Annotated in this window: 11 protein-coding genes, 1 tRNA gene and 2 pseudogenes; 12 read left to right on the top strand and 2 right to left on the bottom strand. The window is 35.9% G+C overall.

Features of this window, described 5'->3' with window-relative positions:
• From J7K93_14345 to J7K93_14290, 12 genes and pseudogenes are all read left to right on the top strand, one after another.
• Nucleotides 1-1621 (top strand): PKD domain-containing protein (locus J7K93_14345; GenBank protein ID MCD6118178.1); only part of this gene is annotated, 1621 nt, incomplete at its 5' end.
• 24 nt (nucleotides 1622-1645) lie between these two features.
• Entirely contained in the window at nucleotides 1646-2326 is a 681-nt protein-coding gene (locus tag J7K93_14340) for a hypothetical protein (protein ID MCD6118177.1), read from the top strand.
• 167 nt (nucleotides 2327-2493) lie between these two features.
• Nucleotides 2494-2567: transfer RNA gene (locus tag J7K93_14335), tRNA-Arg, on the top strand.
• A gap of 120 nt (nucleotides 2568-2687) precedes the next feature.
• Nucleotides 2688-3067: pseudogene (locus J7K93_14330) on the top strand (aldo/keto reductase).
• 150 nt (nucleotides 3068-3217) lie between these two features.
• Nucleotides 3218-3925, top strand: a complete 708-nt coding sequence (locus J7K93_14325; GenBank protein MCD6118176.1) for a protein-L-isoaspartate(D-aspartate) O-methyltransferase — start codon at nucleotides 3218-3220, stop codon at nucleotides 3923-3925.
• A gap of 97 nt (nucleotides 3926-4022) precedes the next feature.
• Nucleotides 4023-4232, top strand: a pseudogene (locus J7K93_14320) (PspC domain-containing protein).
• A complete protein-coding gene (locus J7K93_14315; protein ID MCD6118175.1) occupies nucleotides 4218-4754 on the top strand; it encodes a PspC domain-containing protein in 537 nt (178 codons plus the stop codon). Before J7K93_14320 ends, J7K93_14315 begins: the two are co-directional and overlap by 15 nt.
• A complete protein-coding gene (locus J7K93_14310; protein MCD6118174.1) occupies nucleotides 4747-5283 on the top strand; it encodes a hypothetical protein in 537 nt (178 codons plus the stop codon). The genes J7K93_14315 and J7K93_14310 overlap by 8 nt, the downstream gene beginning before the upstream one ends.
• A 188-nt stretch (nucleotides 5284-5471) precedes the next feature.
• Entirely contained in the window at nucleotides 5472-7934 is a 2463-nt protein-coding gene (locus J7K93_14305; protein ID MCD6118173.1) for a PAS domain S-box protein, read from the top strand.
• A gap of 169 nt (nucleotides 7935-8103) precedes the next feature.
• The gene (locus J7K93_14300) at nucleotides 8104-10506 is read left to right on the top strand and encodes a PAS domain S-box protein (protein ID MCD6118172.1); all 2403 of its coding nucleotides are present in this window, start codon (nucleotides 8104-8106) and stop codon (nucleotides 10504-10506) included.
• Nucleotides 10507-10744: 238 nt separating this feature from the next.
• Nucleotides 10745-11446, top strand: a complete 702-nt coding sequence (locus J7K93_14295; GenBank protein ID MCD6118171.1) for a HAMP domain-containing histidine kinase — start codon at nucleotides 10745-10747, stop codon at nucleotides 11444-11446.
• 4 nt (nucleotides 11447-11450) lie between these two features.
• Entirely contained in the window at nucleotides 11451-12830 is a 1380-nt protein-coding gene (locus J7K93_14290; GenBank protein MCD6118170.1) for a sigma-54-dependent Fis family transcriptional regulator, read from the top strand.
• Nucleotides 12831-12893: 63 nt separating this feature from the next.
• Here the strand turns inward: J7K93_14290 and J7K93_14285 are convergent, their stop codons facing one another.
• Both J7K93_14285 and J7K93_14280 read right to left on the bottom strand, forming a co-directional pair.
• On the bottom strand, nucleotides 12894-14210 hold the full coding sequence (locus J7K93_14285; GenBank protein MCD6118169.1) for a TldD/PmbA family protein: 1317 nt from the start codon (nucleotides 14208-14210) through the stop codon (nucleotides 12894-12896).
• 21 nt (nucleotides 14211-14231) lie between these two features.
• A partial coding sequence (locus J7K93_14280) for a TldD/PmbA family protein (protein MCD6118168.1) occupies nucleotides 14232-15065 on the bottom strand: 834 nt, incomplete at its 5' end.

Genomic DNA, 15065 nt, shown 5'->3' with positions numbered 1-15065 from the left:
TGTGTCAAGTGAAAGTGGTTCCAGTACAGCTGAAAGGCAGTCTTTCATAACCGTAATTACACCTCCACCTGCTGCTGATTTTACTGCCGACCCTGTCAGCGGCCTGAAACCATTAGAAGTGTTTTTTGCTGATAAAAGTACAGGGGATGTTACTTCATATAATTGGGCTTTTGGAGACGGCACATCAAGCAAAGAACAAAATCCGACACACATATATCAATCAAGCGGGTTGTATTCAGTCTCTTTAACTGTCAATGGGCCTGGTGGTTCAACTAAAAAGACACGGGATGCATATATTAGTGTAGCAGAGAAACCACCTGTTGCAGATTTTACATTTTATCCTGATAAGGGGGCAGCACCTTTTACAGTTACATTTACCGATAAGAGCGATGGGATTATTACAGGTTATAATTGGAGTTTTGGAGATGATTCGTTTTCCAGTGAAAAAAGTCCTGTACATACATACAGTTCCATTGGTGTTTATTCGGTTTCCTTAAAAATTGACGGGCCTGGAGGGAGTGATACTGAAAAGAAAGATTCTATCATTGTTGTTACACATCCTCTACCGAAACCGGATTTTGTAGCTGACACTACAATTGGCATCATACCATTTACTGTAATATTTCAAAACAAGACTACAGGAGTTGCAGATTCTGTTACATGGGATTTTGGAGATGGAAAGATGAGCTCAGATACTTCTCCTTCTCACAATTATGAAAGTATCGGCTATTACACTGTAAGATTAACCGCATGGCGTTCAGGAGAGGGGAAATCAAAAACAAAAGAAAATTACATTACTGTTCTTCCTTCCCTTCCTTATGCGGATTTTAGCGCTGATACTGTACAGGGTATATGGCCGTTCTGTGTACATTTTAAGGACCTTTCAATCGGCGATATAACAAATTGGCAGTGGAGATTTGGCAACGGAAGTTATTCTTCCGAACAAAATCCTGTATACACCTACAACAAATCAGGCGTTTATTCTATTGCACTAATTGTAATGGGGCCGAGCGGGATTGACAGTTTAATTAAGAGAAACTACATTAATGTTTTTGATCCGGCCCCGCAGGCATCTTTTACATGTGATACAACTAATGGCGAAAAACCTTTTACAGTACATTTTATTGATAAATCAAAGGGCCCTGTCACATCATGGAATTGGAAATACGGTGACAGCGGAGTCAGTACAGAACAAAATCCGGTGCATACTTACACTGAAGCAGGTATCTACAGTGTCAAATTGAGAGTTATAGGGCCTGGCGGAGAAGATTCAACCTCTACAGAAGGGCTTATAAATGTTTATGCAGATGCATCGGTTGATCAAAACAATGCGGGAATTCCTCAGCAATATATTTTATATCAGAATTTCCCGAATCCTTTTAACTCAGAGACTGCCGTATCTTTCTATTTGCCGGTACAAGCATTCATTGAAATATCGATTTTTGATGTACGTGGAAATAGAATAAATATATTGGCAAAAGGAATATACTGCCAGGGAAACCACGGAATCACATGGAATGGGATTGGTGACAGTGGGTTTGAAGTGCCGACCGGCATATATATTATACAGATGAAAACAAGAACAGGCATCTTAAGGCAAAAAGCTGCATATATTAAATAATTACCTTTCAGGAAGGAGGGTGTTATGGATAAGCTTGAAAAGATAAAAGAGCTAATCAGGCCGGGAGATGTGATCAATACAATAGGTAAAAATGTATGGTATAATCCGCTTACCTATATACCCAACAAGGGAATAGCGCTTTATCAGAGATGTCTTTTCGGTAGAGGATCAGACTATAGAGACACTCACACTACTATGTATTTCGGAGATAACAAGGTATTCAGCACAACATTTCCTAAAGCCAAATGGGAAGACCTTGAAGAGAGAGTAAAGATGAAATTTACTATTTACAGGTATTCAGGAAGGGAGTATGCAGACAAGCATATTAGCATTATGTACAATGTTGCAGAAGATTTAATAGGCAGAGAGTATGATGTAGGAGATTTATTTGATTTTATGATTTGCGGGCTGCTTGGATACGATTCTGTCAGAAAAGTGAGATTTTTTGAACTCTCAAGAAAAAACCTTGTTTGCTCTACGTCTGTACGTACGATTCAGGAAAAATTAAGGAAGACTCTTGAGGAAGAGGGGGATTTCTTATTTAAACGCCTTTTTAATACTCTGAACCATGATAAATGGAGTTCGCGAAAAATAGAGAAGTTTGAACGGACAGATGTGGAAATGACAACCCCGGCACACTATGGTAATTCTGAGTGGTTTGAAGGAGAATTTGTGAGGGTCTGCGGCTGGCAGGATTTTGAATAAAGTTGAAATCAATATAGAATAAAGTTTAAATGAATACTGTAGAACTCGTACTATTAAGAAAAAGTCAGAAAATTAGATTCTTTAAACATGCCTTTATCATTGCAAGTGAATTTATATTAATTCTTGACTTTGTTGCTTATTTTAGTTAAAATTACAACATGAAACAGGCGCCCGTAGCTCAATTGGATAGAGCGTTGGATTCCGGTTCCAAAGGCTGGGGGTTCGATTCCCTTCGGGCGTACTAAATAAAAAGGGACTGATTGCAAAATCGTTCCTTTTTTTATTAAGTTGAATACTATAAGAATTTTGCAAGAAATTAATTCTGTTTATAAAATTATCCATTTTTAGAAAAGGTGGATGTTTGATAAACGAGATTAGCAATAATGGATTTTATTGCAGATGCGGTAAAAGCGGTATTTTGCTGCCGGCTGTTTCTCTCGGTTTATGGCATAATTTTGGGAATGTAGATGATTTTTCAGAAGCAGTCAGAATGATCCTGACAGCTTTTGATTAAGGGGTTACTCATTTTGATTTTGCAGATAATTACGGGCCTTCTCCCTGAGCAGCAGAAACAAATTTTGGCAGGATTTTTAAAAAAAATTAAAATCTTACAGGGATGAAATAATTATCTCAACAAAAGCCGGATATAAAATGTGGGAAGGGCCGTACGGTAAGGGGGGAGCAAAAAAATATCTGGGTTCAAGTATTGATCAGAGTCTCAGGCGTATGGGTATAGAGTATGCTAAAAAAATGTTTTTACAGTTTTTCCAAATTATAACAAGTTTGAACACAATTTAATAACTGTAAAAGTCGTCTGAAGATAGATTCCTTAAAGGTAGACTATAATAGGCTTTAGCCCGAGACTGTTGATGGAGTGCCAAAGAGCTCGGGATGAAGTATTTTATCGGTTTTACAAAATCTTTGTTTCCTGAAAAGACTATTAGGATTGTAACAATTATGATATCTGAAGAAAAATACAAAGCAAAACGGATTAAAATGGTTGAAGAACAGATTGTCGGGAGAGGAATAAAAAGCAGTCGGGTTATAAATGTTATGAAAAAAATCCCGCGGCATTTGTTTGTAACGGAAAAATATTTTAATTCTGCATATAACGATAATCCTCTTCCTATAGGTTTTGATCAAACAATATCTCAGCCGTATATTGTAGCGTTTATGACTGAAGCAATTGAACTGAGGAGAGAAGACAGAGTTCTGGAGATAGGTACAGGCTCAGGATATCAATCAGCGGTCTTATGCGAACTTGCAGGTTCTATATTCAGTATGGAAACTATTCCTCAACTTGCAGAACGGTCTTCCCATTTGCTGTCAGAGATTGGTTATAAAAACATCAGGATTAAAACAGGAGACGGATACAAAGGCTGGCCTGAAAAAGCTCCTTTTAATAAAATAATCGTAACCGCCGCACCTCATGAGATACCTGAAGTCCTGATTGAACAACTTGCGGAAAATGGTATTATGATTCTGCCTGTTGGCAATATATCCCAAAGTCTTCGGATTGTGAAGAAAAAAGCGGGCAAGATTGATATTAAAAGATTAATATCCGTTAGATTTGTTCCGATGGTTCAAAAATATAAATAGAATATGTGATTTATTGTACGTAGATGTAAAAAAAATGAAACCATCTTGATTTATTATCGTCTACTCAAATAGAAGACAACTTATAAGGAGGCAGATTATGGCAGTAAAGGATGATAAAAAAAAAGGCAGAAAAAAGCTTTATAAATCCCGCAAAGACAAGATGATTGATGGAGTATGCGGGGGTATGGCCGAGTATTTTAATATTGATGTGACAATGTTAAGAATTATTTCGGTGCTGCTTATATTTTTTGATGGAATAGGAGTTATAGGGTATATTGCTGCTATGATAATTATGCAGGCTAATCCTGAACATGCAGATTTGAAAGAGGATGAAAAGAAACATCATAATTCATCTTTCTTTTGGGGAATTATATTAATAGTTTTGGGCTTGATTTTCCTGTTCAGAAATATTGATTTTAATTATGGCTTTTTCCCCTCATTTTTCCCTGTTTTTTCTTTACATACGGTTCCATGGAGCGTGCTGTTTGCCATAGTTCTTATTTTACTCGGAATTTTTTATGTAGTAAACGTTTTTAAAGGAGATGAAAACGAAAAAATTGCTGACAAAAAAATCCCTCACAGTACAGGAACTCGTTTTGTTAAAAGTAATATTGATAAAAAAATCAGCGGAGTATGTGGAGGAATAGCGGAGCATTTCTCTATTGATGCTACAATAGTCAGGCTTGGTTTTGTAATATTCGCCATTCTGACAGGTTTTTTCATCGGGATAATTACCTATATTGTTCTCGCAATAATTTTACCTGATAATGTCGATACAGATGAAAGTAATGAGAGTATTCAAAAATCGATCGGAGGGGAAAATGAATAAGAAACAATCTATTATCCCCGGCGTGGTACTGATAACAATAGGCTTATTACTCCTGTCTGCTAAAATAGGAAGAGGATTTAACCCATGGGAACAGGCACTCCCTGTAATAATTATCATATTTGCCCTGGCTCTTATATTCGAAACATTCAGAAATCATAATGATAATGCGTTATTCTGGGGCGTGGTGTTAATTTTATTAGGTGCCTTTTATTCTTTGAGAAATTTCAATGTAATTCCATTCTTTTATATTGATGAATATTGGCCGATTTTTTTGATTTCTCCGGGTGCAGGTATACTGATTCAGAATATTGTTTATGGAAGGAAGCCAGGGCCGTTTATATCATCAAGTATCATGATTTTACTTGGGTTATTTTTTCTTATGTTCACGCTTCCCTATGATTTTGATATAGCGGAATATTATCTGTCAAGATTCTGGCCGTTGATGTTTGTGCTTTTAGGCCTGATAATTATTTTAAAAAGTCTAAAAAACAGTAACAATGAAATTGAAAAGGAGACTGAGCAGGGATAATTCAGTTTGCTTTGATTCTATAGCTATAATTATGATATGATTTGCCTTCACTGATTTAAAGGCCGTATTTTAAATGCAATACGGTCTTTTCTATTTTTAATTGTTACAATAATTTAACATAATAATTCTTGATTTTATTATACAAAATATTTAAAATAAATTGTTAATAAATATTATGATGGGTTATTATGCTTGAAAATGTTAGTAAAAAACAGGGGGCTGCTTATTCATTGAGCTCATTATTCCATGACTGGTTTGCAGAAAATAGCTTATTAAATGATATAAGCAATCCTTTTGATCGTATCGGCCACTTTCTTCACGAAATTCAAAGAAGAACTCTGTCTGAGCAAGTAATCCTCTATATGTGGAATAAGAAGGATAAAAACGGCAAAATATGGGAAGTTTCACCTTCAAAAGAAGATCTCCTAATATCTGAAAAATTGATCACAGACATAATAAAGAGTTATGTTTATAAAAAAGGCCTTTTTACTCACAGGCAAATAGCAGAAAATAGTATACTATCCGTTCAATTAAAACAAAGCCAGTGTAATTCCCTTATTTTAGAAACAATATACTCACATGCCGATTTGCATTTTTCAATATTAATTATCAATTATTCAACAGTCCTTGAAGAAAAAATTACTGATTTCCTTAAATTCATTTTTCCTGTTTTGTCAGTCCTTATCCAGAATGTGCTGCTGTTTAATGAAATAAAAAATAAAGATACACAAATTCGGGAATGGACGAAGAATGTAGAAGAAAGGATTAAACAGGGAACCAGATCCATACTTGAGAAAGAAACGCGATATCATTCATTATTTGAGAATGCAACTGACGGAATTATTGTATTTAACAGTGCAGGGCATATACTTGAAGTAAATAAATCTGCTTGTGATATCCTGGGCTACAGTAAATCTGATTTTAAAAATATGAATTGGTCTGAGTTTGTTGAAGATAAAGACAGGCATGCAAAGTTTATAAAACGTGCATTAAATGGCATTGAAATTGGGCCTGCACAGACAATTTTTATTAATAAGAGCGGAGCAAAAATTGATGCTGAAATAACATGTAAAAAAATCTGGTACAAGGGTGAAAGGGTTATTCAGAGTTTCATACGTGATATTTCACTTAGAAGAATACTTGAAAGAGGATTGAGGGACGCAAAGGAAAAGTATGAGACGCTTGTAGAGAATGCTCTCGTTGGGGTTTTCATACTGCAGGATGGAAGAATCCAGTATCTAAATCAGGTTTTTGAGAAGATGACGGGTTTTATGCGCGGAGAATTGATCGGAAGAAGATACTCCGACATGCTTAAGCATGATGCGCAGAAAGATTTTAACAAAATGCTTAAGAAAAATCTGAATGGTCGTCAGTTTGAAGTTAAGTTTATTACAAAAAGGGGTGAAGAGAGAATAGGGGAAGTAAGACTAAACAGCGTTGTTTTGAACGGTAAATCTGTAATTACCGGTAACATAATTGATATAACAGATCAAAGAAAACTTGAAGCCGAATTATTTGAAAACCAGAAAATGAAGTCAATAAGCACTCTTGCCGGAGGCATAGCACACGATTTTAATAATCTGTTAGGAGGTATTTTAGGTTATGCTTCTTTGATGCTGAGCGAAATATCAGAAGATCATGAATTTTATAATGATATAAAAGAAATTGCAGATACAACGAAAAAAGCTGCGGAGCTTACAAATCATCTTCTGGCATTTGCAAGAGGAGGCAGGTACAAGGTAAAGTGCATTGGGATTAATCAATTGATAAAAAATATTACCGGTATACTTTCTCACTCTCCGGATAACTTTATTAAATTTGAGTTTCAGAGCGACGATGAGACAGAGTTGGTTATGGGCGATTTGCAGCAGATAAGACAGGTAATTGTAAATGTATGTATGAATAGTATTGAAGCCTCAGGCCAGGAAAGTATAATCAAAATACATACAAAACAAGTTAAGTTCAGCAAGAAAAGTATAGTTAATGGTTTTACATTAATAAAAGGCAAATATGTCAAAGTTTCAATTGAGGATTTTGGGAGAGGGATGAACGAACAGACCAAGACAAGAATGTTTGAACCCTTTTTCAGCACTAAAAATTCAGGTACCGGGATAGGACTGGGCCTTGCACTTGTTTACGGAGTTATAAAAAACCATGGGGGCGCGCTTGAAGTTGAATCTACACCTGGAAAGGGAACAAAATTTTCATTCTATCTTCCGAAGGCTGAAAATGAAAACGTAAAAAAAGAAAAATTAACAAAAGTACATGCGAGTTCCGAAGGAAAGATATTTATTGTTGACGATGAAAAAGTTATAAGAGATGTAAGTAAAAGAGTATTGGAGCGTGAAGGTTTTAAAGTGATTAGTGCATCCAACGGAACCGAAGCATTGAAATTGTATCGTGAGAGCTGGAAAGAAATTTCCATTGTTATTCTTGATTTGGTAATGCCTGACATGAGCGGAGAAGAAGTCTACAAAGAGCTTTGCAAGATAAACAGCAGAGTGAAAGTTATTTTTGCCAGCGGGTATGCGCCTGAAGATAGATCGGAACTTAAAAATTTCTCATATAATACATTTATTCAAAAACCTTTCAGGCCGCAAGAATTAATTGAAGAAGTAAATAAACTCACCAAAAGTTCACACCTTTTTTAACATTTGGAACGGCATTTGCACCTCCTATGCTTGTGAATGAGAAAATTAATAATAAAAAAGTATTATTTGAAATCGTAAAAAGTTTTTTTATCTAAAAATCAATTGGTATCAGATTATGAATTCAAATGGCGCAACTCAAATAAAATCAAATAATAATAGCTATTTAGATATGTCTGAGAAAATCTATGAAGAATTGTACTCAAAAGCAGATATACTATATTTTGTCATAGACAAGTCATCCAATATTCTTTCGCTGAATGTGACATCAGAGGAAAAATTAGGTTATGAAAAACATGAACTTGCCGGCAAAAATTTCCTTGATTTGGCTAGTTACAATGACAGAGAAAAAATACAGAAATCATTTATAACTTGTTTTAACAGAGGATATATAAAAGGTTTACAGACTAAATTGAAGTGCCGTAATGGTAAAGCTTTGATTGCGAGTATAAATGGTTTAATTTCGGAAATTGATAATGGAAAACAGGAGCTGAGGCTTTTTGTCAAAGATGTGACTGATGAATATAAATTAATTAAACAAAAAAACCTTTCTGTTCGTCTTGGAGAATTCAGAAAAAATCATCACAAGACAGAGGTTTTAAATAAATTGCTGGAAAGTACATTGGAAAGTTTTTTATGTTCAGGTGTAATCCTATTTCTTAAAAAGCAGGATAACTCTTATATTATATCAGATCGGTGGGATTCAGAACTTCCTCTTAATATAGAAACAGATACTTTCCGAAAGGTTAACGGAGAATCGATCAACTTATTTATTGAAGAATTCCAAACGTGTGTTGCATGTGAAAGATCCGAAAAGGGGAGCGTATGGATTAGTGATCTGGAGAATTTTCTGTCGGAAAGCGAGGATGTAATTGATGAGAAAATAGATAAATTCCTCGGGAATTTCAAAACTCTGTCAATTACACCTGTGATTAACAGCGGATTAAATGACGGATGGCTGATTACAACTGACATTGTCAGTTACGATTATCAGGCAGAGGATGTGCTTTTTCTGGAATCTATTGCCGGAGTATTTACAGAGAACAAAAATCAAAAAATATTTGAACCTTTAGAGAACATAAACAGCATTAGTCACCAGCTTTCAATTTTTGATGTCCCATTTATGGGAATATGCCTTGTTGAGGACGGAAAAATTATTAAGACCAATAAGTGGATTGAGGGCTTCTTTAATTCTTCAGAGGAAGCAATCATAGGGCGAAACCTTATTGAATTTGTTGACACACAATTTCACGATAAAATTAAAGAATTGTCATCTAATGTAACTAAAGAAGAATTTATCTCAATTGATGATGTTGTTATTATTTCAGATAACGGAGATAATAAAAAGGCAAAAGTTACAGCAGGATTATTATCTTCAAACGGTACGGTTAAAGAACTTTGGTATTTTCTGAACAGGGAAGAGCATGACCGTGTACAGAGAACTCTTCTCCAGGCAAGAAAAATGGAATCTCTAGGTATGCTTGCAGGGGGAATAGTACATGATTTTAACAATTTACTTGCATGTATACTAGGTTTCAGTTCCCTATTAAGTGAAGAGATATCACCGGATAATCCATATTATGATGATATAAGGCAGATTACTGTTACTGCGGAAAAAGCAACAGAATTAACATCAAGATTAATGGCGCATACTCAGGGGAATTCATATATTGTAAATGATCTGGATATAAATCAGCTTGTAAAAGAAGTTGCAGGTATTTTGTCCAGGACGTTGGATAAGAGCATTTCAATAAGAGCTCAGCTTGAAAATGAACTTGACAGGATTCAGGGAGATGCAAGCCAGATCCAGCAGGCAATTCTGCAGGTTGCTTTAAATGCCCGTGATGCTATGGTTGAAGGCGGAAAAATTATTTTTAAAACACGAAATATGTTTTTAGGCCAGGATAATCCATGGTTGAAATATGGAGGAAAACCTGGAAAGTATATTCAGATTGAAATTACTGATACAGGACAGGGAATGAGCGGAACCGTAAAAGAGAGAATTTTAAAAACTTCAGGAAAAGAAAAAGTAAACTCATTGGATGATGGTATGGGGATTCCCATAGTAAAGGAGATAATTGAAAAAAACGGCGGTTTCCTGTCAATATTCAGCCAGGAATTCAAGGGAACTGTTGTTAAAATGCATTTCCCCGTAAAGACGAAGGAAAAATCAAAATTATTGAATGCGAGTGAAGAACCTATTCTCGGCAAAGAGACAATATTACTTGTAGATGATGAGAAGGTTTTCCGTGAGACTGCAAGAAAAATGCTTACAAGATACGGGTATAAAGTAATCAGTGCCGAGAGCAGAAGCGAAGCCCTTGCTATTTATAAAAAATATCTTAACAGAATAGATCTGATAATCCTGGATATGATGATGCCGGGAATGGAAGTCAAAAAAGTTCTTAATATTATGAAAAAGATGAATCAAAAAGTCAAAATAATTACTACTTCGGAAATGGGCGAAGAAATTATTGAGGATGAGTCCTCAAAGAATTTTGTATCAGGATTTGTGCAAAAGCCCTTTCAGGTAAGGCCTCTGCTTAATGCAGTTCGTACAGTTTTAAACGCTTAGTAATTTCAATCTGAAAGATTTAAGTCTATTTAATGGCTGATTTTAATTAAAATCGGCCATTTTTGTATTTTACAGTCGGACTAAAAAATTTCATTTTTTGGTTTAAGTGTATGATAATAAAGATGATATAAAAGAACATACCGATTAATGGAAAATATAGGCACATTTTTTGTAAGCATTCTAATTGGTGAGCAAATAATATAAAGCATCATATTAATAACCTTTACAGAAAAAGTATATGACAAGTAAAAAAAGTAATATTCAGAAAACGGATATTGATAATAATTCTTTCCTGGAACCGGAATTTATTACAGATGTTGTGCATAAAATAAAAAACGGGCTTGGAGGAATTGCCGGATTTACAGGCCTTCTGGAAAGAGACCTGAGCAGTGATGACCCTAAATGCAGAATAGTACAAAGAATTTACAATGGAGTCCTCGGTGTTAATGAGATTGTGGTTGCTTTAATGAATCTGTCAATTACACCTGAATTGTCGATAGAAAACGTTCAGCTTACTGCACTTGTCAAGGAGATTTGGGCAAATGAGCTTCAGACAGAAAATGGATATTTAAATAACGGAATAAAAACTGCGTTTTCCGGCAAGAAGTGTCAAGTACAGGGTGACAGATTTGTACTGCAGAAAATTATTTTTTCAATTTTTAAAGTAATTAAATTTTCAAAAAGTAGTATTAGAGAGATTGATGTATCTCCTGTTAAAAATCAGGCAGTTCTTTCAATGTTGGTACATACAAATGAGAAAGAGATTTGTTTTTGTAAAACCAGAACAATATATGATGTAATGAAAAATTGCGAACCGGTTGAAATACGTTTGAATTGTGCAGTATTGATTAAAATGCTTTCAATTCATGGAGGTGAAATAACAATTGATAAAATTGATAAGAATAATTTTAAAATCAAAATATTTTTAAACGAAAGGTGATTGTATGATTCAGGAAGATAAATCCATTCTTGTGCTTGATGATGAGGAGATGATACGTGATTTGCTTTTTGAAACATTCTCTAAAAAGGGCTACAAAGTAGATACTGCTGTAAATGGAAAAGAGGCAATGGCTAAACTTGAAGAAAACGAGTACAGTCTGTTAATTAGTGACCTTCGTCTTCCTGACGTAAGCGGAATGGAAGTTCTTGAAAAAATTAAAAAGGAGGGCAGTTCCACAGGGGTTATAATGGTTACTGCATACGGTTCAATTAAGAATGCAGTAAACGCTATGAAACAAGGTGCATTCGATTACATTACAAAACCTTTTGATCTTGACCAATTAGAGGTCATTATTGATAAATATTTTAATTATCAGAATCTTGTGGAGGAAAATGAATATTTAAAGTCTGAATTGGGAAGAAAATTTCAATTTAAAAATATTATCGGCCAAAGCAAACCAATGCTTAATGTTTTTGATGCAATTCGTATGGTGGCAAGAAGCAGAGCTACAGTTCTGATCCAGGGAGCTAGCGGTACCGGAAAAGAACTTGTAGCAAGAGCAATTCATTACAACAGTAAAAGAAAAAACGGGCCATTTATTACAACTAATTGTGCTGCTCTGCCCGAAGGGCTTGTTGAGAGTGAACTCTTTGGCCATGAAAAGGGTGCTTTCACAGGAGCTATTAAAACAACAAAAGGGCGTTTTGAGCTTGCTCACGGCGGCACTATCCTGCTGGATGAGATTAGCGAGATAAGCTCCGGACTTCAGGCAAAACTTTTGAGAGTTCTTCAAGAGAGGGAAATCGAGAGAGTCGGCAGCGGGCATCCCATTCAAGTAGATGTAAGGGTTATTGCAACAACAAATAGAAATCTTGAGGAAGAAGTGAAAAAAGGTGATTTCCGTGAAGATCTTTACTACAGACTGAATGTTGTACCGATTCATCTCCCGACTATTAATGAAAGGCGGGAAGATATACCTCTTCTTGTTAAGCATTTTATAAAAAAATATGCAGAAGAGAATGAACTCCCGATCAAGGGTGTAACTGAAAAAGCCAATAAAATGCTTATGCAGAGAGAATGGCCGGGTAATGTACGTGAGATTGAAAATTGTATTGAGCGTACTGTAGTAATGTGTGAACCTGGTACGGAAATACTGGATATTAAACATTTCTCCATATTGGACAGTGTGATGTCAACTGCTGTTGAGAAAAGAATTGAAGACCTGCCAATGATGACACTGCGTGAATCTGAAAAGAATTTGATACTTACAACCTTGAGGGAAAATGATAACAATCGTACAAAAACCGCAGAACTGCTTGGAATAAGTGTCAGAACTTTACGTAATAAACTTAATGAATATAGAAGTGAGGGAGTAACTGTTTAAATAAACATGTATTTAATGGTTACTAAATCATTCGAAAAAGAGAATGAATTTAATGTCGGGGGTTTATAATCCACTGACATCAACATTGACAAATACAAGAGATGGAGTCATTGTTGATGAATAAACAAAGGGGTCATTGCCGACTTCAGCAAGATTATTCCATAATGATGTCATATTCCCGCTGATATTCATTTCATTAACAGGGCTCTGTATTTTGCCTGAATCAATAAGGAAACCCTGAAACCCCATTGAGAAATCTCCGGTAGTACTATTGGCATTGCCGCCTATGAAGTTTGTTATAAGTATTCCCTTATTGAGGCTTTTAATAATTGAATCAAGGCCTCTTGTACCAGGGTGGAAAATAAGATTCGAAGGAGATGAAGAAGTGGGGGGCAGACCTGTCTTTTTGCTGTATAGCCAACTTGAGTAAAATGATTTGAGAATTCCATTACTGATAATAGTTCTTTTTTTTGCTGCAATACCTTCAGAGTCAAAAAGACGCGATCCCTGCCCGCGTTTAATAAAAGGGCTGTCTGTTAATGTGAGTTTTTCAGATGCAATCTTTTTATCTTTCATTCTGCATAGAAAAGATCTTTTTAGATGTACAGCTTTGGCATTCATTGCAGAAATCAGCGGAGATAAAATCCTGCGTGCAGCCCTGTTTTCAATAACAACAGTATATGATCCGGATTCAATTTTTTTTTGACCGCATTTTTTAAGAGCCCTTTCCGCTGCATTTTCCCCAATGGAAGCAAGATCAGGAAGCCCCGATTTAAATCTTGCAGCAGCATAGTAGTAGTCTTCAGGGCGTGATTGATTTTTATCTCTTACAGTAACTTCCGCGCCTGCGGAAAAATAGGTAGAGATCCTCTCTGCTTCAAATCCGTTACTGTGTACAATATATTTTTTTGATATTCCGTGATTCCAGTCTGAAGTTGCGGAAATTATGTTTTTATTTCCTGTCAATGCACCGCTGTCAATCTCTTTTGCAAAAAGAATCGCGTCCTCAGTTGATATTTTATCAAAATCCGGATCATTGATTTCGATATCCGCGTTTGTGTTATCCGGATAAAGCGACGGGTCAGGAAGAGATCTGTCCTTGTCAGGCGAGAGAAATCTGGTCATATTAACTGCATTATTTACAAAATCTTTAAGATTTTTATCATCAGTTATATTGGTATAGTGAGATGAAAAACGCCCGTTAATATAGATATTTAAATCAAGATACTCCTGGAAAGATTGATCAATATATTCTGCAATTCCGTTTCTGACGCTTATTTCCGTATTTAAAAGATTGTTAACAGATGCGGAAGATTCTGTTGCTCCGGCCTTTTTTGCAAATTCTACTGCTTGATAGCATTTTTCTTTATTTATACCCATATTTTAAAACCTGCCTTATTTTTACACTGCTGAACCCACAGTAATGGAAGATACCTTTATTGTCGGATGTCCGAGAGAAACAGGTACATCCTGGCCGTCTTTGCCGCAAGTCCAGGTAGAGCTGTCTATTTCAAGATCATTGCCCACCATGTTTATTTTTGAAAGCACATCAGGCCCGTTTCCAATAAGATTTATATCTTTCACAGGACGTGTAAGCCTTCCGTTCTCAATAAGATATCCTGATTTAACATAAAATGTAAAATCACCGGCTCCAATCATAACCTGGCCATTGGTAAAAGACTCTGCGAGAATACCCTTTTTAATGCTTTTTATTATTTCTTCCTTTGTATGAGGCCCTGGGAGCATGTAAGTTGTTCTCATCCGCGGCAGAGGAGGATAACGGAAGGATTCCCTTCTTCCGTTTCCAGTGGGAGCGGTTTTAAAATGCTTGGCGCTGATGCGGTCGTGCATAAACGTTCTGAGTACCCCTTTGTCAACAAGAATTGTTTTCTGCCCGGGTATTCCTTCATCATCCACATTAACAGAACCCCTTGAATGGGGGATTGTTCCATCATCCGCAATTGTAACAAACGGTGCTGCTATTTTTTTGTTTATCATATCGCTGAACACAGATATACCTTTTCTGTTAAAGTCAGCTTCAAGGCCATGTCCGATTGATTCATGCAGAAGTATTCCAGAACTGCCTGCTGCAAGCACAACTTCCTGCTCTCCTGGTTCCGGCCGTACAGAATCAAAAAGAAGGACGGTCCGCCTGACTGTTTCAGAAGCAATACCGTTAATATTCATTTGAAACAAGTATTCTCCACCGTATCTTCCTGAGAAACCGTAACGGTT

The sequence above is a fragment of the bacterium genome (assembly GCA_021158245.1).
Taxonomy (GTDB): Bacteria; Zhuqueibacterota; QNDG01; order QNDG01; family QNDG01; genus QNDG01.
This window is presented reverse-complemented; position numbering and strand designations above follow the sequence as displayed.